Origin of the sequence: Pseudomonas sp. FP1740, from assembly GCF_030687165.1 — a bacterium.
Taxonomy (GTDB): Bacteria; Pseudomonadota; Gammaproteobacteria; order Pseudomonadales; family Pseudomonadaceae; genus Aquipseudomonas.
The window spans coordinates 3,043,220-3,064,182 of record NZ_CP117461.1 but is presented as its reverse complement, the minus strand read 5'-3'; the positions used below and the strand labels follow the sequence as shown (position 1 = coordinate 3,064,182).

Annotated in this window: 16 protein-coding genes and 1 pseudogene; 11 read left to right on the top strand and 6 right to left on the bottom strand. The window is 61.2% G+C overall.

The genetic code is table 11. The annotated features are described in order from the left end of the window. Nucleotides 1-54: 54 nt before the first annotated feature. A complete protein-coding gene (locus PSH69_RS13945) occupies nucleotides 55-831 on the bottom strand; it encodes a helix-turn-helix domain-containing protein (RefSeq protein ID WP_305412555.1) in 777 nt (258 codons plus the stop codon). Nucleotides 832-908: 77 nt separating this feature from the next. Between PSH69_RS13945 and PSH69_RS13940 the strand changes: the two genes are divergently transcribed. Next, the gene (locus tag PSH69_RS13940) at nucleotides 909-1,601 is read left to right on the top strand and encodes an aspartate/glutamate racemase family protein (protein ID WP_305412554.1); all 693 of its coding nucleotides are present in this window, start codon (nucleotides 909-911) and stop codon (nucleotides 1,599-1,601) included. 1 nt (nucleotide 1,602) lies between these two features. Here the strand turns inward: PSH69_RS13940 and PSH69_RS13935 are convergent, their stop codons facing one another. From PSH69_RS13935 to PSH69_RS13925, 3 genes are all read right to left on the bottom strand, one after another. After that, a complete protein-coding gene (locus tag PSH69_RS13935; protein ID WP_018926154.1) occupies nucleotides 1,603-2,121 on the bottom strand; it encodes a GNAT family N-acetyltransferase in 519 nt (172 codons plus the stop codon). Nucleotides 2,122-2,190: 69 nt separating this feature from the next. Beyond that, nucleotides 2,191-3,177, bottom strand: a complete 987-nt coding sequence (locus PSH69_RS13930) for a LysR family transcriptional regulator (RefSeq protein WP_305412553.1) — start codon at nucleotides 3,175-3,177, stop codon at nucleotides 2,191-2,193. Between the two features lie 92 nt (nucleotides 3,178-3,269). Next, on the bottom strand, nucleotides 3,270-3,710 hold the full coding sequence (locus PSH69_RS13925) for a carboxymuconolactone decarboxylase family protein (RefSeq protein WP_018926156.1): 441 nt from the start codon (nucleotides 3,708-3,710) through the stop codon (nucleotides 3,270-3,272). A 208-nt stretch (nucleotides 3,711-3,918) separates the two neighbouring features. On the opposite strand from PSH69_RS13925, the gene PSH69_RS13920 reads away from it, so the two are divergent. The 3 genes from PSH69_RS13920 to PSH69_RS13910 all read left to right on the top strand — a co-directional run bounded on the left by PSH69_RS13920 (nucleotide 3,919) and on the right by PSH69_RS13910 (nucleotide 6,474). Then, on the top strand, nucleotides 3,919-5,352 hold the full coding sequence (locus PSH69_RS13920) for a PLP-dependent aminotransferase family protein (RefSeq protein ID WP_305412552.1): 1,434 nt from the start codon (nucleotides 3,919-3,921) through the stop codon (nucleotides 5,350-5,352). Nucleotides 5,353-5,475: 123 nt separating this feature from the next. Beyond that, entirely contained in the window at nucleotides 5,476-5,769 is a 294-nt protein-coding gene (locus tag PSH69_RS13915) for an antibiotic biosynthesis monooxygenase family protein (RefSeq protein WP_305412551.1), read from the top strand. A 285-nt stretch (nucleotides 5,770-6,054) separates the two neighbouring features. After that, complete coding sequence (locus tag PSH69_RS13910) at nucleotides 6,055-6,474, top strand: cupin domain-containing protein (RefSeq protein WP_018926159.1); 420 nt, start codon at nucleotides 6,055-6,057, stop codon at nucleotides 6,472-6,474. A gap of 79 nt (nucleotides 6,475-6,553) precedes the next feature. On the opposite strand, the pseudogene PSH69_RS13905 reads toward PSH69_RS13910, so the two are convergent. Together PSH69_RS13905 and PSH69_RS13900 are read right to left on the bottom strand one after the other, a co-directional pair. Beyond that, nucleotides 6,554-7,769 (bottom strand): annotated as a pseudogene (locus PSH69_RS13905) (IS3 family transposase). 110 nt (nucleotides 7,770-7,879) lie between these two features. Continuing rightward, a complete protein-coding gene (locus tag PSH69_RS13900) occupies nucleotides 7,880-12,787 on the bottom strand; it encodes an NAD-glutamate dehydrogenase (RefSeq protein WP_305412550.1) in 4,908 nt (1,635 codons plus the stop codon). A 515-nt stretch (nucleotides 12,788-13,302) separates the two neighbouring features. Here PSH69_RS13900 and PSH69_RS13895 point away from each other — a divergent pair. The 7 genes from PSH69_RS13895 to PSH69_RS13865 all read left to right on the top strand — a co-directional run bounded on the left by PSH69_RS13895 (nucleotide 13,303) and on the right by PSH69_RS13865 (nucleotide 20,736). Next, entirely contained in the window at nucleotides 13,303-13,656 is a 354-nt protein-coding gene (locus tag PSH69_RS13895; protein WP_305412549.1) for a hypothetical protein, read from the top strand. A gap of 222 nt (nucleotides 13,657-13,878) precedes the next feature. Continuing rightward, the gene (locus PSH69_RS13890; RefSeq protein ID WP_007941298.1) at nucleotides 13,879-14,838 is read left to right on the top strand and encodes a MoxR family ATPase; all 960 of its coding nucleotides are present in this window, start codon (nucleotides 13,879-13,881) and stop codon (nucleotides 14,836-14,838) included. A 5-nt stretch (nucleotides 14,839-14,843) separates the two neighbouring features. Further along, the gene (locus PSH69_RS13885) at nucleotides 14,844-15,788 is read left to right on the top strand and encodes a DUF58 domain-containing protein (RefSeq protein WP_018926162.1); all 945 of its coding nucleotides are present in this window, start codon (nucleotides 14,844-14,846) and stop codon (nucleotides 15,786-15,788) included. Further along, a complete protein-coding gene (locus PSH69_RS13880) occupies nucleotides 15,785-16,279 on the top strand; it encodes a DUF4381 domain-containing protein (protein WP_007941296.1) in 495 nt (164 codons plus the stop codon). The genes PSH69_RS13885 and PSH69_RS13880 overlap by 4 nt, the downstream gene beginning before the upstream one ends. Continuing rightward, nucleotides 16,272-17,366, top strand: a complete 1,095-nt coding sequence (locus tag PSH69_RS13875; RefSeq protein WP_064618194.1) for a VWA domain-containing protein — start codon at nucleotides 16,272-16,274, stop codon at nucleotides 17,364-17,366. Before PSH69_RS13880 ends, PSH69_RS13875 begins: the two co-directional genes overlap by 8 nt. After that, complete coding sequence (locus PSH69_RS13870) at nucleotides 17,363-19,099, top strand: tetratricopeptide repeat protein (protein WP_305412546.1); 1,737 nt, start codon at nucleotides 17,363-17,365, stop codon at nucleotides 19,097-19,099. Before PSH69_RS13875 ends, PSH69_RS13870 begins: the two co-directional genes overlap by 4 nt. Beyond that, nucleotides 19,096-20,736, top strand: coding sequence for a BatD family protein (locus tag PSH69_RS13865; protein WP_305412544.1), 1,641 nt, complete (start codon nucleotides 19,096-19,098; stop codon nucleotides 20,734-20,736). Before PSH69_RS13870 ends, PSH69_RS13865 begins: the two co-directional genes overlap by 4 nt. Nucleotides 20,737-20,963 lie beyond the last annotated feature (227 nt).

The following is a 20,963-nucleotide window of genomic DNA, read 5'->3' as shown; positions in this document are numbered from 1 at the left end:
TTGAAGCGGTGCTGCGGACTTTGAGCATGGCAGATGCGCGCCACAGGCGTACGACTAAAAGCGTGAACGGTACTGGCTGGGAGTCATGCCCAGGTGTTTGCGAAAGGCACTGCCCATGTGGGACTGATGGGCGAAGCCGACATCCAGAGCGATGCTGGCCAAGGGCAGAGCCGTGCGCTCGATCAGCCTGCGTGCGGCCTGAAGCCGCACTTCAATGAGGTAGGCGTGAGGCGTCAGGCCAATAGCCTGGGTGAAATCGCGCAGAAAGCGCAGTTCGTTGTGCCCATAGGTGACAGCCAATTGTTCCAGCGTCAGGGGGTGCTGGAACTGCTCGGCGATTTGCGCCATGACTCGGGAAAAGGCCTTGGGCGTGGCACGCTGCGTTGTATCGGTTATCGAACCCGCGACGCCAACCAGCGCCACGGCACATTGCTCAAGCGCCAGCAGGTCGGGCTGCGTGGCGAGCAGCTGACGCCGCATATCTCGCGCCAGGGTCAGTGCACGCCGATTGCCGCAAGATTGCATGCGGTGAGTGGCGGCCGGTAACAGTTCGCTGGCGAACGGCTCATCCAGCCGCATCAGCAGATACTCGCCACCGGTGGCCGATTCAGAAAACACCTCCACGCCGACCGGCGTGTACGCCAATACGCCCGGCCAGGTATCGAAATCCGTCCGCCGGTCAGAATCGATCGCATGCACGCCCTGCTGACGTTCCAGCGTCACCCCGAGGGTTTGCGACTGCGCCGGATCCCGCGCGCTGTACGGCGCACGGGGCAAAAGTTGCAGACAGAGTCTACCGCCCAACAGGTTCTCGCTCAGCACACCGGGCATGTGAAATTTCCTGATAGATCGGAACAAGGATCCACTGGACACTCTCCCCAAGGGTTTGCCATTCACAGGAGCACGACATGCGCACTATCGGCCTTATCGGCGGCATGAGCTGGGAGTCCAGCGCCGAGTATTACCGTCTTATCAACCAGCAGGTACGCGACCGCCTCGGGCCGTTGCGTTCGGCGAAATTGCTAATGTACAGCGTCGACTTCGGCCCTGTCGAACAGGCCCAACATGCCGGGCGCTGGGACGATGCGGCGGCGATTCTGGTGGATGCCGCGCAACGCCTGGAGGCTGGCGGCGCTGACTGCGTGGTGCTGTGTACCAACACCATGCACAAGGTGGCCGGGCAGATTCAGTCGGCGATCGATATTCCGTTCCTGCACATCGCCGACCCTGCCGCTCAGGCAGCGCTGGATGTCGGTGCGCTGCGGGTGGGTCTGCTCGGTACTGCGTTCACCATGGAACAGGATTTTCTCAAGGCGCGTCTGACGGCCAAGGGCCTGACAGTGCTGGTGCCGGAAGCTGATGAACGCCAGGCCGTGCACCGGATCATCTATGACGAATTGTGCGGCGGGGTGATCAGCGAGGCATCGCGCCAGGTCTATCAACGGGTGATCGAATCGCTGACCGCACGCGGCGCCCAGGCGATCATCCTCGGTTGCACCGAAATCGGCCTGCTGATCAAACCCGAGCACAGCGCCCTGCCCTTGTTCGACACCACCGAACTGCATGCGCAGGCGGCGGTGGCGTTTGCGTTGGGCGACTGACTCAACCTTCCTTGGGCGTGCGACGCAAGCGCGCCATGCTCAGGGTATCGACCAAGCGACCGTCACGCACGGCATAGTCGCGAAACAGGCCTTCGGTCTCGAAGCCGAATTTCCGATACAGGCCGATGGCCGCTTCGTTGTCGGCGTACACCGAGAGCTCGACCCGTTGCAGGTTCATCCAGTTGTCGGCGACGTCGAGCGCCGCCGCCAGCAGCTTCGAACCGACACCCTTGCCTTGCCAAGCCACGGCGACACCCATGCCGAAGCTGCCGGCGTGGCTGCGGCGAACTCGCGAAAACTGTTCCAGACCGATGTTGCCGATGACCGTTCCCTGGTGCAGCGCCACCAGTTTCACCGCCCGTTCATTGTCCGCCATCAGGCGTTGGCGCCAGACCTCGGTGGACTGAAACGGCATTTGCAGCACCTGACGGGCCACAGCCGGGTCGTTGTAGAGGGCGGTGACGCCCTCGATGTGGGATTCGTTGAAGCGTTCGAGGGTAATGACGGAGTCGGCGGGCATGAATGTTTCGTCCTTGATGCGTACATGGCCGCTTACTCTATAACGGCGCAAAGGTGTTCTGCCAGAAGCTCAGTCAAGCTGCTCGAACCACTCCCGCCGCTCGTTGAAGGTGTTGCGGATCAGCTCGACGATTCCCTGCACCTCGGCCTCATTTCGGGAGTCGGCATTGACCGCCATCCACACCTGGCGCTGCATCGGTTGGTTGAACAGCCCGGGCAACGCCAGCAGCCCTCGATCGAATCGGCTCATGTAGTGCGGCAGCAAACCGATGCAGGCGCTGCAACGGATCATCTCCAGCATCAGCTCATAGGAATGCAACTGCACCACCCCCGCCAGGCGCTGCTCCACCAGACGGTTCCACGGCCCAAAGGTCTCGACCTGGCGATCGTGCTGCCATTGCACCAGCATGAAGTCGGCCAGGTCACCCAGGCTGTCCGGGCGGGCCGCGACCCGCGAGTAACGTTTGGCAATGTGCGGCAGATTGTCCAGTCGTGCCAGACGCTGGGGTTCGGTGATGGCAAAACTGGGGCCTGGTAACGGCGTATCCGTGCCTGTCAGCCACACCACCACATCGGCGCTGATCGCCCGCAGGGACAGTTCGCTGTCGAGGGAAATGATGTCCAGGCGCACACTGGCGTTGCGCCGCAGCAGCGCGACCAGGTCGCGACCGAGGATGTCATGCAGGATCGTTTCGGCCACAGCCAGACGAATCAAGGGCTGTTCGATTATCGGCAAGTCACGTTCACGAGCCAGGGCAATCAACTGCGCCTGAAGTTGCAACCCATCACGACTGAGGGCAAAGCCATTGCCCGAATGGCTGAACAACGAGCGCTGCAGTTGTGTTTCAAGTTGCGCCAATTGTTTACGCAACTGGGTCGACTTGATGTTGAGACTGCGGGCCGCTTGCATGAAACAGCCACAGCGGGCGCTGACCCTGAAAGACTGCAGCAACACCGGATCGATTCCGGCCATCAGTGAGCGTAAGGCGTTGCTGTGCTCTACGGGCGAACGGTACTCGGCCACGCCCTGACGCCCAGCGGATTCCATGAATGACATTGATGACTCCCTGTCGATCTGTCCTTGAGCGTTTCATCCTGCTGATCGTTCATGAACCTGATATGACAAGCGGGCAAAAACCAAACCAATAATCAACCGCCGGGCGTTTGCCGAAAACTCACCGCCAGGCGATTCCAGCTGTTGATGGCGCTGATGGCCATCGTCAGGTCGACCAGTTCCCCTTCACCGAACTGCTCCCGGGCCAGTGCATAAACATCGTCCGGCACGTGGCTTTGCGCAAGCAGGGTCACCGCTTCGGTCCAGGCCAGGGCCGCCCGCTCCCGAGGGCTGAAAAAGCCGCTGTCACGCCAGACCACGATCGCATACAGCCGCCGATCGGTCTCGCCGATACGACGTGCGTCCACCGAGTGCATGTCAGTGCAGAAGGCGCAGCCATTGAGCTGCGAGGCGCGGATCTTGATCAGGTTCAGCAACGCCGGTTCGATGCTCAGATCACGGGTCAAGGCCTCCATGGCGATCATGGCTTTCATCGCCTTAGGCGATGCGCTGTAGTAATCCAGGCGAACGGTCATGGCGGCGGCCTCGTGGCGCGAATCGGTATCTCCACGTTAGGCGCTGATGCACGAGCGTTACAGAGCCAATTCAGCGAAAAAGCCATGGACCACCCGACAGAAGACCAATTACCAGTTTTTCACCCACACAACTTCTGTGCAATCACTCATGCAGGTAATCTGGCGCGACGCACAGTCGCCTCACAATCGCCGCAGGAGCCCCGCCGGTATGGAACTTCATGTTGTCATCAATGGCCGCAAGGACCTGGCGGGCCAGTTGTACCGGCAACTGCGCAGCGCCATCGAATCCGGGCGCCTGGCCGCTGGCACGCAGCTGCCGCCCAGCCGTTTGCTGGCCGAACAACTGGGGATTTCGCGCAAGACCATTTCCGACACCTATGCGCAACTGACCTACGAAAACTTCCTCACCGGGGTGATCGGCAAAGGCACTTACGTCAATGCGCGAGCGGCAAAAGTCGTCCGTAAGCAAAGCCATTTGGAACTGGGCAGTTTCGAGATCATCGAGCGCTGGCGCAAGCTGCCGACGTTCTTGCGCCACCCGACGCTGGAAGGCTCGCTGCGCTACGATTTTATCGGTGGCGCAACCAGCAAGGGCCAGTTCCCGCAGGACGACTGGCGCCGTTGCACCTCCCATGCCTTGCGCCAGATCGCCGGTGCCAAGGGTTTCTATAGCCTGCCCGAAGGCCTGCCGGCGTTGCGCAATGCGATTGCACGGCATATCGCATTTTCCCGCGGGGTCAATTGTCAGGACGAAGACGTGGTGGTGTGCAATGGCGCGCAGCAAGCGCTGGACCTGATTTCCCGGGTGTTGACCCAACCGGGCAGCCTCGTGGCCATGGAGGACCCCGGTTACCCTCCGGCGCGCCTGTTGTTCGGGACTCATGGCGCAACGGTGGTCGGCGTGCCGGTCGATGCGCAAGGCATCCAGGTCGAGCACATTCCCGACGGCACGCGGCTGATTTATGTCACCCCCTCGCACCAGTTCCCCTTGGGCATGCCCATGAGCCACGAGCGTCGGCTGGCGCTGCTGGAGCGGGCCCACGAACTGGGGGCGATCATCATCGAGGACGATTACGACAGCGAGTTCCGCTATGAAGGACGGCCCACCGACTCGCTGCAAAGCCTGGATGAACGCGGCATCGTCGCCTACGTCGGCACCTTCTCGAAGACCCTGTTGCCGGAGTTGCGGCTGGGGTATGCGATTTTGCCGCCGGCGATTCTCGAAGCGGTGATCAGCGCCAAGCAACTCACCGACCGGCACACCTCCACCCTGCCCCAATGGGCGCTGGCCAAGTTCATCGCCGAAGGCTGTCTGCTCAAGCACATCCGGCGTTGCCACACGATTTACGCCGGGCGCCGCGAACGGATCCTGGCGAGGATGGCGGGCGACCTTTCGCCATGGTTCGAAGCGGTGCCGACCACGGCCGGGTTTCACATGGCGGTACTGTGCAAGGTGCCGGTCGATATTCCATTGGTGATCGAACTCGCGAAAAAAGTCGAAGTGGGGCTCTATACCCTGGACGACTTTTTTTACCAGCAAACGCCACGGGCCGGGCTTTTCCTGGGATTCGGGGCGATCGAAACCCTGGACATCGACATCGCCCTGGACCGTTTGCGGGACATTTTGCAGCAGGTTGGTTGAGGGATTGGTCTGCGGTTTTATCCGGTGATTGGCTATTGGCGGTCCAAGGGGGCAGGCCTATCCTGCATGGGCGTTATCCCTCAATGAGCAGGATTCGTCCGGCCTGATTCAGGAGTGTGAGTAATGTCCAACCAAGTGTTCAACACCGTAAAGATACGAGCTGCCGCCGGTCGCTCGGACGAACTGGGCAAACAACTGCAAAAGATTGTCGACACCCTGCGCGAACTTCCGGGCTGTGACGGCTATATGGTCGACCGCTGCCCCGAAGACGACACCCGCTGGACGGTCAGCGCCCGCTGGCAATCGGAAGCGGCCATGCAAGCGCATTTCAACTGCCCCGAAGTGCAAGGCTTTATCGGCCTGATCGACAGCCGACTGGCCAATGCCGTCGACTTCAACAGCTTTCCTATCGTCTGAAACAAGATCAAAAGATCGCAGCCCCGTAGCAGCTGTCGAGCTTGCGAGGCTGCGTTCGGCTGCGAAGCAGTCGTGAGTCCAGCTGACGCGATCTGTCTGACGCACCGCGAGTTCTGATTTGACGACTGCTTCGCAGCCGAACGCAGCCTCGCAAGCTCGACAGCTGCTACAGGGAACGTAACATCAGTGATTGGTCCCCTCACCTTCCGGAAAATTGGCCGTTTGATTAGCCGATAGCGCGGCTTACTGTGGTCCCTGACGACTCACCACCACAGGTAATCAACCATGAATGCACTTCGTTTTTTTGCCGCCTCTCTCACCGCCCTGGCCCTGAGCGTTTCAGCCTCGGCATTCGCCGACAAAACCGCCGCCCCTTCGGAAAATGTCACCATCCTGCAAGACCAGATGCTGAAAAACGCCCCCGGCAAAAAAGCCTTGATGATCGAAGTCGATTACCAGCCGGGCCAATCTTCCATTGCCCATAAACACCAGGGTACGGCCATGGCCTATGTGCTTTCGGGGGAGATCACTTCTCAAGTCAAAGGCGAAAAAGCGATTACCTACAAGGCTGGCGAATTCTGGTATGAGCCGGCCGGTTCGGAACATCTGGTCTCGAAAAATGCCAGTGCCACCCAACCCGCCAAGCTGTTGGTGTTCATGGTGTTGGCCCCGGATGAGAAAGTGTTGATTCCTTTGCAGAACTGATCGCTGAGGCGAAGGCCCGACCAGCCCCCCAAAAAACCGTCATGTCTAGTCCTGAAATAGGTTTACACCTGTTTCACCCTCAAAACGCCCGATGCACCGCATCGGGCGTTTTGCATTTCAACGATAGGTGCGGACGTTTGCTGTTGTAGATGCTTATCGACTCGTCGACCATTCGAATCGCCTCGGCCAGATCTCTAGGTCGGTGAAGCAGAAACTCTGTCTTCAAGATCCCGTTCACACGCTCTGCCAAAGCGTTCTGATAACAGTCATACCCGTCGGTCATCGAGCACCTGATTCCATGTTTGGCGTGCAACTTCTGGTAGAGATCAGAGCAGTATTGCGAGCCGCGATCTGAGTGATGCACCAGCGTCTGATCCGTTCTTCTGCCCCGTAGAGCCTTACTCATCGCCTGGATGACCGATTCGGTGTGCAGGGTTTCATGCACGTGATGGCCGACGATTTTGCGAGAGTAGGCATCGGTCACCAAGCTCACATAGGCAACGCTTTGTTGGGTCGGCAAATAGGTGATGTCCGCCACCCAGACCTGCTCGGGTCCCGTGGCAGTCACTTGATCAGGGCCAGGTTTTAACCGGTTCGGATGTCGGCGGAAGCGATGATGGCTGTCAGTGGTCTTGTGATAGGCGCGCTTGCGAGGAACCAGTTGCCGATTGTCTCGCAAGATATCGAATAGCCGATCTCGACCTACCGTTTGCGTCAGCTCAGGCTCCGCCTGCATAAGGCCATGCAGCTTGCGAGTGCCCAGCCGGGGCATCTGAAGACGTGTTTCCAGGACAAAACCCAGCACTTTCTGAGCATGACTGGCTTGCGCGCCCGGTTTCGTTTGTAGTACGCCTGCCGGGATATGCCCAGAAACTGGCAAGCCCTCTGAATGCTGAGGCCTTGGACTTGCCCTTGGGTGAGGACTTGCCGGATCGCTTTTTTACGATAGAAACCCCGTAATCGTTCTTCAATACGTCAACCACCGCTTCGAAGAATTGGGCTTTCTGATTGGCAAGGGCCAGTTTTTCCTCCAGCTCCTTGATTCGCTGCTCAGGGGTCAGCGGCAAACTTTGTTCGTCCATCGGTCGGCTCCTCTGGGCGCGAATAGAGGCGCCTTGGCTCCAGTCCTGCCGCCCATGCTTGCGTAACCACACCAGCACAGTCGACCGCCCCTGAATCCCGTAGCGCCGTTGAGCCTCTTTATAACTCAACTCGCCTTTTTCGACCTGATCGACGACTGCCAATTTAAAGCCCAGCGTGTAATCTCGCTGGCTGCGCCTTTTCCCCGTATCCATTGGTTCCTCCTGAAGATAAGTCAGAAGGTGTAAACCTTATTCAGGACGATACATCAGGCAAAAAAAAGCCCCGTCTCTCTCGAGACGGGGCTTTTTCATTCAACGCTCAATCAGGCAGCCGGTTCCAGCTCGGCACCCGCAGTGGCGGTGATAACGGCAGGTACTACCGTTTGACCGCTCAACGCGACATCCAGCAATTCACGGTTGGCCACCGCGTACATGGCGTAATCAGTGCCACTGGCGGCACGGATTTCCACCAGCATGGCGCGCCAGCGTTCGATCATGCCTTCGTTCTGCTCCATCCACAGCTCCAGGCGTGTTTCCACGTCCTGGGTGCCGTCGCCCTGTTGCAGGACCGAGATGGTGATCGCACGTTGTTGCCAGTCGACGTCATCGCGGAACGCTTCACGGGCCAGGGCTTGCCAGTTGTTTTCAACCGGCAGGGCGCTGATCTGTTGCAGGTACCAGGTGATGTCCAGCGCACTGCCCACGGCGAAGTAGGCCTTGGCCACATCTGCTGGATCCTGGCCGGTCACGTCGGAGGCTTCGATGATCGGCAGCAGGGTGTACAGGTGCGTGGTGCCAGCCACCATGCGTGCCAGCAACTCCGGCACACCGGCTTCGACGTACGCCTGATAGCGAGCCTGCCAGGTGTCGCGAATCTCGCCACTGAGCAGTTCGTCAAGCTTGAGGCCCAACTCTTTCAGGTGCGGACCGAAATGCGCGACGTCACGGGCAGCGTTCTGCTCGTTGCGACGGGCACGCAGGAACCAGCGCGTAGCGCGACGGCCCAGACGCATCAGCTCGTCCATCAGCTCCAGTTGTACGTCGGCCGAGACCTGATAATCCAGGGCTTCGATCTGACGGAACCAGTGCGGGAGATGGAAAATGTCACGCACGATCACGTAAGCGCCGGCCACGTTCGCCGGGCTCATGCCGGTCGACTCTTTGAGACGTTGAACGAAGGTAATGCCCATGTGGTTGACCAGATCGTTGGCGATCTGGGTGCTGACGATTTCGCGCTTCAGGCGGTGACGGCGCATGGCGGCAGAGAACTTGCTGACCAGCGTCGGCGGGAAAGCGGTTTCCATGTCGCGGGTCAGGTAGTCGTCGTCCGGCACCAGGGAGTTGAGCAACTGCTCCTTGAGGTCGATCTTGCTGTAGGAGATCAGCACCGACAGCTCGGCACGGGTCAGGCCATGGCCTGCCGCGACGCGCTCGTTGATCGCGTCTTCCGACGGCAGGAACTCGATGGCGCGGTCCAGCTTGCCACGGGCTTCCAGATCGTTCATCAGGCGCTTGTATTCAGCGATCCGTGGCAAGGCACGACGGGCCGCCAGCGACAATGCCTGGGTCTGCTTGTAGTTGTTGCCCAACACCAGACCACCGACTTCGTCGGTCATGCTCGCCAGCAACTGGTTACGTTGCTTGTCGGTCATGTCGCCGGCCTGAACCACTTCGTTCAGCAGGATCTTGATGTTCACTTCGTGGTCGGAGCAGTCCACGCCACCGGCGTTGTCAATGAAGTCGGTGTTGGAACCGCCGCCATTGAGGCCGAACTCGACGCGGCCCAGTTGGGTCATGCCCAGGTTACCGCCCTCGCCCACAACCTTGCAGCGCAGTTCGTTGCCGTTCACGCGCAGTGCATCGTTGGCCTTGTCGCCGACATCGGCGTGGCTTTCGCTGCTGGCTTTGACGTACGTGCCGATACCGCCGTTCCACAACAGGTCTACCGGTGCCTTGAGCAAGGCATTGAGCAGTTCGGTCGGGGTCAGCTTGTCGGCCTGAATGTCGAAGCGCTCTTTCATCTGCTCGGAGATGGCAATGCTCTTCGCGCTACGGGAGAAGATACCGCCGCCTTCGGACATGATGCTGGTGTCGTAATCCGACCAGGCCGAACGCGGCAGGTCGAACAGGCGCTGACGCTCGGCGAAGCTGCTGGCAGGCTCCGGGTTCGGGTCGATGAAGATGTGCAGGTGGTTGAAGGCTGCAACCAGTTGCAGCTTGTCGGACATCAGCAAGCCGTTACCGAACACGTCACCGGCCATGTCGCCGACGCCCACCACGGTGATGCTGTCTTCCTGGACGTTGATGCCGCGTTCGCGGAAGTGGCGTTGTACGCCGACCCACGCGCCCTTGGCGGTGATGCCCATTTTCTTGTGGTCGTAACCGGCGGAACCGCCAGATGCGAACGCGTCGCCGAGCCAGAAGCCGTAGTCGATGGCGATACCGTTGGCGATGTCGGAGAAGGTCGCAGTGCCCTTGTCCGCCGCCACCACCAGGTACGGGTCATCGTCGTCATGGCGCACGACGTTGGCCGGCGGTACCAGCGCACCGTCTTTCAGGTTGTCGGTGATGTCCAACAGGCCCGAAATGAAGATGCGGTAGCAGGCGATGCCCTCGGCCGCGATCTCGTCACGGCTGCCGCCCAGTGGCAGGCGACGCGGCAGGAAGCCACCCTTCGCCCCCACCGGCACGATGACCGAGTTCTTCACTTGCTGGGCTTTTACCAGGCCCAGGACTTCGGTGCGGAAGTCTTCTTCACGGTCGGACCAGCGCAGACCGCCGCGAGCCACGTTGCCGAAGCGCAGGTGCACGCCTTCGACGCGCGGCGAGTAAACGAAGATTTCAAACTTCGGAACCGGCTTCGGCAGCTCTGGAATCTGGTGCGGGTTGAACTTGAAGCTGAAGTAGGACTTGTTCTGACCGTGAGCATCGGTCTGATAGAAGTTGGTCCGCAGGGTCGCCTTGATCAGGTCCAGGTAACGACGCAGGATGCGGTCTTCGTTGAGCACCTGAACATCGTCCAGTGCGCTCAGAATCGCGTGTTCCAGGCGTTGTTGCTTGTCTTCCAGATCGTCACTGGCCAGCTTGCGCGCCAGGTAGAAGCGGGTTTTAAACAACCGGGTCAACTCGCGAGCGATGTCGGTGTGGTTGTTCAGGGTGCTGGCGATGTAACCCAGGTCGAAGCCCAGACGGATCTGCTTCATGTAACGGGCATAGGCACGCAGCAGCGCCACGTCGCGCCATGGCAGGCCGGCGGTCAGCACCAGACGGTTGAACGCATCGTTCTCGGCATCGCCACGCACGATGTGGACGAAGGCGTCCTGCAAGGTGTCGTTGAGTTGCTGGATGTCGAGTTCCAGGCCTTCAGCGGCGGTGAATGCGAAGTCGTGGATCCAGAACTCGCGACCGCTGTTGTGGCGCAGGCGATACGGGAATTCACCCAGTACGCGCAGGCCGAGGTTTTCCAGGATCGGCAACACATCGGACAACGCCAGCGGCGTGTCGGCGTGATACAGCTTGCAGTGCAGCTCACGTTGGCCCGATACCTGACCCAGCGGCTGATAGAAGCTCATCACCAGCGGATTCTTTTCGCTCAGGCTCAGCAGGTGCTGCATGTCGACCACAGCCGAGTGGGCGGCGAAACGCTCGCGGTAACCGGCCGGGAAGCCTTTCGGGAAGTCGGCCAGCACGTTGGTGCCCTGGGCTTCGCCGAAGCTCTCGACCACCAGGCTGGCGTAGTCGTCCTGCCAGCTGCGGCAGGCCTGCACCACTTCTTTTTCCAGCAGAACCGGGTCGATGTCCAGACGGTTCTTCGGGTCGACCCGCAGAATCAGCTGCACACGGGCCAGCACGGATTCGGAGAAGAAGGTCCAGAACTCGCAGTCAGAGGCTTTCAGACGATCCATCAGCACTTGCTGGATCTTCTGGCGCACTTCGGTGGAGTAGATGTCACGCGGCACATAGGCCAGGCAGTAGCAGAAACGACCGTACGGGTCTTTGCGCAGGAATACGCGGATCTTGTTGCGTTCCTGGATCTGCACGATCGACATCACGGTGGCGAACAACTCATCCACCGGCGTCTGGAACAGGTCATCGCGAGGCAACACTTCAAGTACCTGGGCCAGTTCCTTGCCCAAGTGAGCCTTGGCCTGGAAGCCCGAGCGCTGCTCGATGATCTCGACCTTGCGACGGATGTAAGGAATGACCCGCACGCTTTCGCCATACACCGACGAGGTGTACAGGCCCATGAAGCGGCATTCCTTGATGACCTTGCCGTTGGCATCGATCTGGCGGATCGACACGTAGTCCGGGTAGGCCGGACGGTGGACACGGCTTGGGTGTGCCGCCTTGGCGAACGACAGCGGCGTCGGTTCACGCAGGTAGTTGACGGCGTAGTCTTCGATGCGCAGGTCATCGACGGTCAGGCCGGCGCGCAGCAGTTTGGTCAGGCCGAGGAACGAGTTCTGGTCATAGACGATGTGACCGCCGTTCTGATCCTCGCCCACCACGAACTCTTCGTAGCCCAGGAAGGTGAAGTGGTTGCCCACCAGCCATTCCAGGAAGCTCTTGATTTCGGATTTTTCTTCGGCGTCGATAGCGAACTGGCTATTGTCGATGCCTTCGATCAGCTCCTGGACCTTGGCTTTCATCGGTTCGAAATCGGCGACCGCAACGCGGACTTCACCGAGAACCTGTTCCAGCTCTTTGGTCAGGACATTCAATTCGGCCGTGTTGGCGCAACGGTCGATTTCCAGGTACATCAGCGATTCTTGCAGAATGCCTTCACCCTGGGTGCCTTTCGGCAGGATTTCCAGTAGCTCACCCTTGCTGCCGCGACGCACGCTCAGCACAGTGGTTTGCAGGGTATGGATGCTGTAGCCGCGACGATTCAGCTCGGTACGCACCGAATCCACCAGGAATGGCAGATCGTGGTGCAGCACTTCGACCGCGGTGTGGGTCGACTGCCAGCCGTGGCGTTCGTAATCGGGGTTGTAGACACGCACTTGCGATTGAGCGTGATCAAAGCGCTCAAGCAGGCGCCATGCAGAAAGGGTGCAACCGGCGAGATCGGACAACCGACGTTGGGTCAGCTCGTCGAGGGAAATGATGCCGAAAAATTGTTCGGCGAACAGCGCCACTTGTGGCAGTGCCTGTTCACTGATGTGCTGCGCCAGTGCCGCTTGCAGTTGGTGCTGGAAGTCGGCTTTGCTGGCTGCGGTGAAGAACGCCATCTGTGGTACTCCGCTTGGGCTTGTTATTGATGGAAGCGTCGCGTGCAAACCCCTTTCGGGGCAATCCGTCACCCTGTTCCTGATTCTCGGGCAGAGGAAACAGGACGACAGTTGGGTGAAGCTGGACGAGACACTCAGGTCACATTCACCTTCCATTAGAATGGGCATCTGCAAAAACGACTGGCGGGGCTACCATTGAGCCATCGACAATGCCTTTACGGGTGCTCATCCGTTGCGCAGCTTAACCAGTGCGGCAAGGGCCGTGCTTGCAGCGCTGCGACATATTCGGTCATCGGCACGTAACTCGTGGCATGCGCCTCGAACAACACTAGCAGCCGTGCAGAAAAATGGGCGTTTTATGCCCGGATTTACAGCACCTTCGTACCAGAAATGACTCGAGATGCATCGGATGTTCACGACGCATCCTCTGACACTCAGCCAAGCAGAAATTCCCGAGGGCTGGCAGAATTGCCGTTTGTTGTGTTCACAACGCTCGCCGAGCCAGGATTTTCCCCATGCAAATCACAACCGACCTCTTGATCGTCAACCCGTGCGATGACGAAGAAGACAATCTGGCCATGCTCTGCTGCACCAGCGCCGAGGGCGAAATGTTCCTGATGAGCCGCTTTCCGGACGAGGACGAGCTGGAGATCATCTTCCACGACAAGCCGTCGGCCCTGGATGGCGTGAAAGTCACCCTCGCTGCAGACCGCCTGCTGATCGAAATCGCCGCCGCCGATGTCGATGCGCTGGGTGGCAATGATTCGCTGGAAATCCTGCACAGTACCGATGCCAGCGATCTGGCTGAGGTGGAAGAAACCTTGCAGAACATCCTCAAGGGGATTGGTACTTACATCAGCGAAATCTGATGGTGGCTGAATGGGCGCCTTCGCGGGCAAATCGGATCGCCGCACCGCTCGCTCCTACCGGTTTTGAGGTGATCGTTCCCACGCTCTGCGTGGGAACGAGCGTTAATCCGCACTTTGCACAAAATGCCGTTAGTCGGCGCCCCCCGCGATGGATTAAAGTAACGCCCCCAGCCCTGGCGTTATTCGAACGTCTTCGGTCACCCTTTCCAGGAACAGTCATCGATGGAACATCGTGAAGCGCTGCTCGCGCTGCGAACCTTTCTTTCAACGCAGATTCTCGGCCAGGAAAAACTCATTGAGCGCTTGCTCATCGCCTTGCTCGCCGACGGTCACATGCTGGTCGAGGGCGCCCCGGGGCTGGCCAAGACCAAGGCCATCAAAGAACTCGCCGAAGGCATCGAAGCACAGTTCCATCGCATCCAGTTCACCCCCGACCTGCTGCCGGCCGACATCACCGGCACGGAAATCTATCGCCCGGAAACCGGCAGCTTCGTGTTCCAGCAAGGCCCGATCTTCCATAACCTGGTGCTGGCGGACGAAATCAACCGTGCCCCGGCCAAGGTCCAGTCGGCCCTGCTCGAAGCCATGGGCGAACGCCAGGTCAGCGTCGGGCGCAGCACCTACGAGCTGTCGCCGCTGTTTCTGGTCATGGCCACGCAAAACCCCATCGAGCAGGAAGGCACCTACCCGTTGCCCGAAGCCCAGCTCGACCGGTTCCTGATGCACGTGAAAATCGGCTTCCCCGACGCCACCGTCGAACGACGGATTCTGCAACAGGCCCGTGGCGAAGCACTGCACGGCGAAACCAAACCTGAACGCCGGGTCAGCCAGCAGGCGATCTTCGCCGCGCGCAAGGAAATCCTCGGGTTGTACATGGCCGACGCCGTGGAGGAATACCTGGTGCAACTGGTCATGGCCACGCGGATCCCGGCCAAGTTCGACCCGGAAATGGCCGAATGGATCGCCTACGGCGCCAGTCCACGCGGTTCCATCGCCCTCGACCGTTGTGCCCGGGCGCATGCCTGGCTGGCCGGTCGCGACTTCGTCAGCCCGGAAGACATTCAGGCGGTGCTGTTCGATGTGTTGCGTCACCGCATCATTCTTTCCTTTGAAGCCGAAGCCGCTGGCATCGACCAGGACCGGGTGGTCCAGCGGATTCTCGACGTCGTAGCCGTCGCTTGACCCCGATGAACACCCTTCTGCCGCCCGAGCCGGGCATCCGCATCAGCCTCGCCGAGCTGATCGAGATGCGCCATCGCGTGCGCGAAGTGCAGCTGTTTTCCACGCCGAGCCAGCGCAGCCCGCTGATCGGCCTGCACCACTCCAAACTGCGCGGGCGCGGGGTGGACTTCGATCAGGTGCGGGTCTATCAGGCCGGCGATGATGTGCGCAGCATCGACTGGCGCGTCACCGCCCGGACCCAGGAACCGCACACCAAGCTGTTCCATGAGGAGCGCGAACGACCGATTTTCATCATGGTTGAACAGAGCCGCCGGCTGTTTTTCGGCTCCGGGTTGATGTTCAAGTCGGTCCTGGCCGCCCAGGCCGCGAGCCTGATTGGCTGGGCCGCGCTGGGGCATAACGACCGGGTCGGCGGGCTGGTGTTCGGCGATAACGAGCATTACGAAATCAAGCCGCGCCGCAGTAAGCAGAGCCTGCTGCAACTGCTCAACCGGCTGGTGCGGGTCAATCAGTCGCTGCACACCGAGCGCGAACCTGACCGCGACGCCTTCGGCATTGCCCTGCGCCGCGCCCGGGAAGTGCTGCGCCCCGGCAGCCTGGTGATCGTGATCTGCGACGAACGCGCCTTGTCCGACAGTGCCGAGCAGCAATTGAGCCTGTTGTCGCGCCATTGCGACTTGTTGCTGCTGCCGGTGTCCGACCCGCTGGATCACGCCCTGCCCGCCGCCGGCCTGCTTCGCTTTGCCGAACACGGCGCGCAACTGGAACTCGACACCTTGAATTTCGACCTGCGCCAGGCCTATCGCGCCCAAGCGGAAGCACGCATTGACCGCTGGGAGCTGCTGGCGCAGAAGCTGCGGGTGTTGCTGATGCCGTTGAGTACCCAAAGTGAAATGGTCGAGCAATTGCGCGAATACCTGAACCCACAACGTCCGGGGAAAGGTCGATGAGCAGCCTCGATCAACTGCAACCGCTGATTTCCCCGCCACCGATCGGCTTCTGGCCGCCGGCACCGGGCTGGTGGCTGCTGCTGTTGTTGCTGCCGCTGATCGGTTTCGGCGTATGGCAATTGCGACGCTTCATTCCGGACAAGCGCCCGATCGTCCGTGCCGAACAACCGCTGGACCCGGTGCGCCTCGCCGCCCTGGCCGAACTCGCACTGATGCCCAAACCCTACGACGGCGCCCCGGCCGGTGCGTGGCTGCAGCAACTCAACGGCTTGCTCAAACGCCTGTGCCGCAACCATTACCCCTACAGCCAGAGCCACACCCTTAACGGGCGCCAATGGCTGGCGTTCCTTGATAACCGCTGCCCGGCTGCCGGCCTCACGCGCTGGATGGTGCTGGTGGAAGGTGCCTACAAGCCCGAATGCAAGCTCGACGACAAGGCCATCGCCGGCCTGACTCAAGCCGTGGACACCTGGATTCGCAAACATGTTTGAGTTCGCCTGGCCGTGGATTTTCGCCCTGCTGCCGCTACCGTGGCTGATGCGGGTGCTGTTGCCGGTGGCCGACAGCGGCGAACCGGCGCTCAAGGTCAGCTTCCTCAGCGACCTCGAAGGCCTCGCTCGCCGCCGCGCCCGGGCCAACCTGCCGACCTGGCGCCAGCAAGCCCCGTTCATTCTGATGTGGCTGTTGCTGCTGATCGCCGCGGCGCGCCCGCAATGGCTCGGCGAACCGCTACCAATTGCCGCCAGTGGCCGCGACTTGCTGGTGGCGGTGGACGTCTCCGGCTCAATGGACTTCCCCGACATGCAGTGGCAGGACGAAGACGTCAGCCGACTGTCACTGGTGCAGCATTTGCTCGGTGATTTTCTCGAAAGTCGCGATGGCGACCGGGTCGGGTTGATCCTGTTCGGCAGCCAGGCCTATCTGCAAGCGCCGCTGACCTTCGACCGCCACACCGTGCGTGTCTGGCTCGACGAAGCGCGGATCGGCATCGCCGGCAAGAACACCGCCATCGGCGACGCCATCGGCCTGGCCCTCAAACGCCTGCGCCAACGCCCGGCACAAAGCCGCGTGCTGATTCTGGTCACCGACGGTGCCAACAATGGCGGCGAAATCGATCCGCTGACCGCCGCACGCCTGGCGGCGAATGAAGGCGTAAAAATCTACCCGATCGGCATCGGCGCCGACCCGGAACAAAGCGGCACCCTGGGCTTCCTGGGTATCAATCCAAGCCTGGACCTCGACGAGCCGGCCTTGAAAGCCATTGCCCAAGCCACCGGAGGCCAGTATTTCCGCGCCCGCGACGGCCAGGAATTGCAGGCGATCAAGACCACCCTCGACAAACTGGAACCGGTGGCCCAGCAACCTACGCAGGCCCGTCCGGCCCAGGCGTTGTATCACTGGCCTCTGGCGATGGCGCTGCTGTTGAGCATGCTGCTGGTGATCCGTGAGCGCTGGCCGGATAACCCGTTGCAACGTCTATTCACCAAGAAGCTGTTTACCAAAGAGCGGTTTCTGCATACGCAACTGCCCGACTGGCGTCAGCGCCTCAAACGCCTGCGTCTGCGGAGGCGCCGATGATCGCTCTCTGGCCGTACTGGTTCCGTCCTTGGTGGCTGCTATTGCTGCCGTTGCTGGGCTGGTTGCTCTGGCAACTCTGGCACCGGCAGAAGCGCGCGGGTCGCTGGCAAATGATTCTGCCACCGGCCTTCCATGCCGCGTTGCTCAGTGGTGGCAGCGGTCGCGAGAGCAAACTGCCATGGGTCGCCCTGGGCCTGGCCTGGGTGCTGACCGTGCTGGCCCTGCTGGGGCCGAGCTGGCAACGCGTCGAGCAAACCGGCCAGAAACCCGCTGACCCGCTGGTGGTGTTGCTTGAGTTGACCCCGGAAATGCTCGCCGCAGACGTTGCGCCAAACCGGCTGGAACAGGCCCGGCGCAAACTGCTGGATCTGCTGCAAAACCGCAGCGACGCGCAGACCGCCATCGTCGTCTACGCCGGCAGCGCCCACACGCTGGTGCCACTGTCGGACGACCTGTCGACCAGCCGCAATCTTTTGGATGCGCTCAAGCCGTCGCTGATGCCCCAGGCCGGTCATCGCGCCGATCTCGCGGTGGCCAAGGCCCTGACGCTGCTGGATCAGGGTGCCCTCGGCCAGGGGCGGATCCTGCTGATCGGTTCGTCGCTGACGGAAAACGAACGCCAAGGGATTCGTCAGGCGCTGGACGCCAAGTCCACACAATTTCTGATGCTCGGCATCGGTACCGCCGAAGGTGCGCCGGTCGCGCAGGACGACGGCAGTTTCCTCAAGGACGATCAGGGCGCGATTCTGGTGCCGCATCTGGACGGCCCCAGCCTGAAAGCCTTTGCCAATGGCCTGGGTGGACGTTATGCCCAGGCCCGCCTGGACGATGCCGACCTGCGCGACCTCGGCCTGCTCGACGGCCCACGGGACCTGCGCAACGACGGCCAGACGTTACGCCTCGACACTTGGGCCGATCAGGGTTACTGGCTGCTGCTGCCGTTATTATTGCTGGCCGCCTGTGCCGGGCGTCGCGGCTGGCTGTTCTGCTTGCCGCTGCTGTTCCTGCTGCCGCAACCGAGTTATGCCTTCGATTTCGAAGACTTGTGGCTGCGGCCCGATCAGCAGGGTTTGCACTTGCTCAAACAAAAGCGCCCTGCCGAAGCCGCACAGCATTTCGAAGACCCGCAATGGCAAGGTGTGGCGCTCTATGAAGCAGGCGACTACAGTGGCGCCGCCCAGCGGTTTGCCCAAGGCAACGACGCCCACGCCCACTACAATCGGGGTAACGCGCTGGCCAAAAGCGGCGAACTGGAAGCGGCGCTGGATGCTTATGAGCAAGCGCTGGAACTTCAGCCAGACCTGCGCCCGGCGCTGACCAACAAGGCGCTGGTGGAAGCGCTGCTCAAGCAGAAAACCGCTACACCGCCCGTCGAGCCGGACAAAACCGCCGAGGGCAAAACCGAAACCATGCCTCAGGAACCGCCACCGGGCAGCGCCACCCAGCCGAGTGATGGCGAGCCGAAAACCGATGCCCAACAGGCCACGCCGGACGCCGAGCAGCCGCCCACGGCACCACCGCAACCGGGCGCCAATGAAGTTCCGGGCAGCGAATTGGGGGATGAACAAAGCACCACGCCACCACGGCGCCCCGCCAGCGACTTGCTCGAAGGCGAACAGCAACAGGCGCTGGAGCAATGGCTGCGCAAGATCCCGGATGACCCCGGCGAACTGCTCAGGCGCAAATTCTGGTACGAACAGCAACAACATCAGGATCAGGGAAAAACTCGATGACCCGCTTCACCGCCTTCTTGCTTGCACTGCTTCTGTGGACCGCTCAGGCCCAGGCTGCGGAGCTGGTCGCCAGTGTCGATCGCAGTCGCCTGAGTTCCGGGGAGACGGTCGAACTGACTCTGGAATCCAGCGACGTGACCCAGTTCGGAAAACCCGACCTGACTCCGCTGGAGCCGCAGTTCGAGGTGCGCGGTACCCGTCAGGTCAACCAACCGAACACCCTCAACGGCAACACTCAAGCGACTACCCGCTGGATCATCACCCTGCTGCCCCGGCAGAACGGCAGCGTGGTGATTCCGTCACTGCAACTGGGCGAGGCGCAGAGCCAACCGATTACCGTGCAGGTGACCGAAAGCGAAACCCAGGACACCAGCAACACGCTAGCGCCGGTGTTCATCGAAGCCAGCCTCGACCAGAGCAGCGTCTATGTGCAGGCTCAGGCGATCCTGACCTTGCGCATTTATCATTCGGTGTCGCTGTACGACGACAGCAGCCTGACCCCGCTGCAGATTCCCGACGCGCGCATCGAACAACTGGGCGAGTCGCGCACCTACGAGAAAGCCATCAACGGTTTGCGCCACGGCGTGATCGAAATGCGCTACGCGATTTACCCGCAGCACAGCGGCGTGCTGACCATTCCGGCGCAGGTATTCAGTGCCACACTGGTCGATACCCAACCGTCCCAGGACGGATCGCCCCAGGGGCCAAAACCGGGCAAATTGATGCGCGTCAGTTCCACCGAGATTCCGCTGACGGTCAAGGCCAAGCCCGGCAGTTATCCAGCCGATGTTCCCTGGCTACCGGCCCGCAGCCTGAGCCTGAGTGAAAGCTGGAGTCCGGAACCGGATCATGCGCAGGTCGGCGACTCGCTGACCCGCAGCCTGACCTTGAGTGCCGAGGGCCTCGCCAGTTCTCAACTGCCACCGTTGCCCGCCACCGAGATCAACGGCCTGCGGCGCTACCCGGATCAACCGGTGCTGAGCAACCAGAGCGGGGAGCGTGGCTTGGTCGGCAGTCGCGAGGACCGTGAAGCCCTGGTGCCGACCCGCACCGGCGACATCGACTTGCCGAGCGTTGAAGTGATCTGGTGGAACACCTTCGAGGATCACCTGGAACACACCAGTCTTCCGGCCCGCACACTGCAAGTGGCGAGCAATCCGAGCCTGATCGTCGACACCCCGGCGAGCAGCCCGCTGGTGATGTCCGGCGCCAGCAACGAAGCCCTTTGGTGGTGGAAACTCAGCACGGCAATTCTGGCCTGCACCACCCTGCTGGGCTTCGGCCTCTGGTGGCGCGCCCGCTCGCAACCGGCAATCCTGCGGGCAGCGCAGACCGGCCCGAGCCCACGCACGCTGCTCGACGACCTCAAACGCGCCTGCCAGGCCAACGACACCCACGCCACCCGCCAGGCCCTCGACGCCTGGGCCCGGCAACAACCGGAAACCCTGGCCGACATGGCCGCCCGTTTCGTGCCGCTGTCCGATGCCCTCGACGGCCTGAACGGCGCGCTCTACAGCGAGACCGGGCAGTATTGGCAAGGTGAAGAACTCTGGCGCGCCATCCGGGCGATCCCGACGGCCGAAGGGGTTCAAGGCGTGGTCGGCGACAGCGGGTTGCCGCCGCTTTACCCTAAATAGTCCCGACCAATGGGATGAAGGGGCGGATGTGGCGAGGGGGTTTGTCGAAACGCCGCATCGCCCCGTTCGACTGCGAAGCAGTCATGAATCCAGGCAATTCGGTGGCACTGAAGAATTGTAAGGGGCGCTTCGCACCCCAACGGGGGCAAGCCTCCTCGCCACAAAATCAGTGCCTGACCACATCCCCTGTGTTTGCCAGTAAACTCTCCCCTCTTTAGCCGCCATCA

What these genes read in the sequence shown, in the direction of transcription:
- PSH69_RS13925 (WP_018926156.1), bottom strand. Translation starts at nt 3,710, where the DNA reads ATGACCGTTCGCCTGGATTACTACAGCGCATCGCCTAAGGCGATGAAA.
- PSH69_RS13885 (WP_018926162.1), top strand. Translation starts at nt 14,844, where the DNA reads ATGAACACCCTTCTGCCGCCCGAGCCGGGCATCCGCATCAGCCTCGCC.
- PSH69_RS13900 (WP_305412550.1), bottom strand. Translation starts at nt 12,787, where the DNA reads ATGGCGTTCTTCACCGCAGCCAGCAAAGCCGACTTCCAGCACCAACTG.
- PSH69_RS13870 (WP_305412546.1), top strand. Translation starts at nt 17,363, where the DNA reads ATGATCGCTCTCTGGCCGTACTGGTTCCGTCCTTGGTGGCTGCTATTG.
- PSH69_RS13940 (WP_305412554.1), top strand. Translation starts at nt 909, where the DNA reads ATGCGCACTATCGGCCTTATCGGCGGCATGAGCTGGGAGTCCAGCGCC.
- PSH69_RS13880 (WP_007941296.1), top strand. Translation starts at nt 15,785, where the DNA reads ATGAGCAGCCTCGATCAACTGCAACCGCTGATTTCCCCGCCACCGATC.
- PSH69_RS13945 (WP_305412555.1), bottom strand. Translation starts at nt 831, where the DNA reads ATGCCCGGTGTGCTGAGCGAGAACCTGTTGGGCGGTAGACTCTGTCTG.
- PSH69_RS13865 (WP_305412544.1), top strand. Translation starts at nt 19,096, where the DNA reads ATGACCCGCTTCACCGCCTTCTTGCTTGCACTGCTTCTGTGGACCGCT.
- PSH69_RS13910 (WP_018926159.1), top strand. Translation starts at nt 6,055, where the DNA reads ATGAATGCACTTCGTTTTTTTGCCGCCTCTCTCACCGCCCTGGCCCTG.
- PSH69_RS13890 (WP_007941298.1), top strand. Translation starts at nt 13,879, where the DNA reads ATGGAACATCGTGAAGCGCTGCTCGCGCTGCGAACCTTTCTTTCAACG.
- PSH69_RS13930 (WP_305412553.1), bottom strand. Translation starts at nt 3,177, where the DNA reads ATGTCATTCATGGAATCCGCTGGGCGTCAGGGCGTGGCCGAGTACCGT.
- PSH69_RS13920 (WP_305412552.1), top strand. Translation starts at nt 3,919, where the DNA reads ATGGAACTTCATGTTGTCATCAATGGCCGCAAGGACCTGGCGGGCCAG.
- PSH69_RS13915 (WP_305412551.1), top strand. Translation starts at nt 5,476, where the DNA reads ATGTCCAACCAAGTGTTCAACACCGTAAAGATACGAGCTGCCGCCGGT.
- PSH69_RS13935 (WP_018926154.1), bottom strand. Translation starts at nt 2,121, where the DNA reads ATGCCCGCCGACTCCGTCATTACCCTCGAACGCTTCAACGAATCCCAC.
- PSH69_RS13875 (WP_064618194.1), top strand. Translation starts at nt 16,272, where the DNA reads ATGTTTGAGTTCGCCTGGCCGTGGATTTTCGCCCTGCTGCCGCTACCG.
- PSH69_RS13895 (WP_305412549.1), top strand. Translation starts at nt 13,303, where the DNA reads ATGCAAATCACAACCGACCTCTTGATCGTCAACCCGTGCGATGACGAA.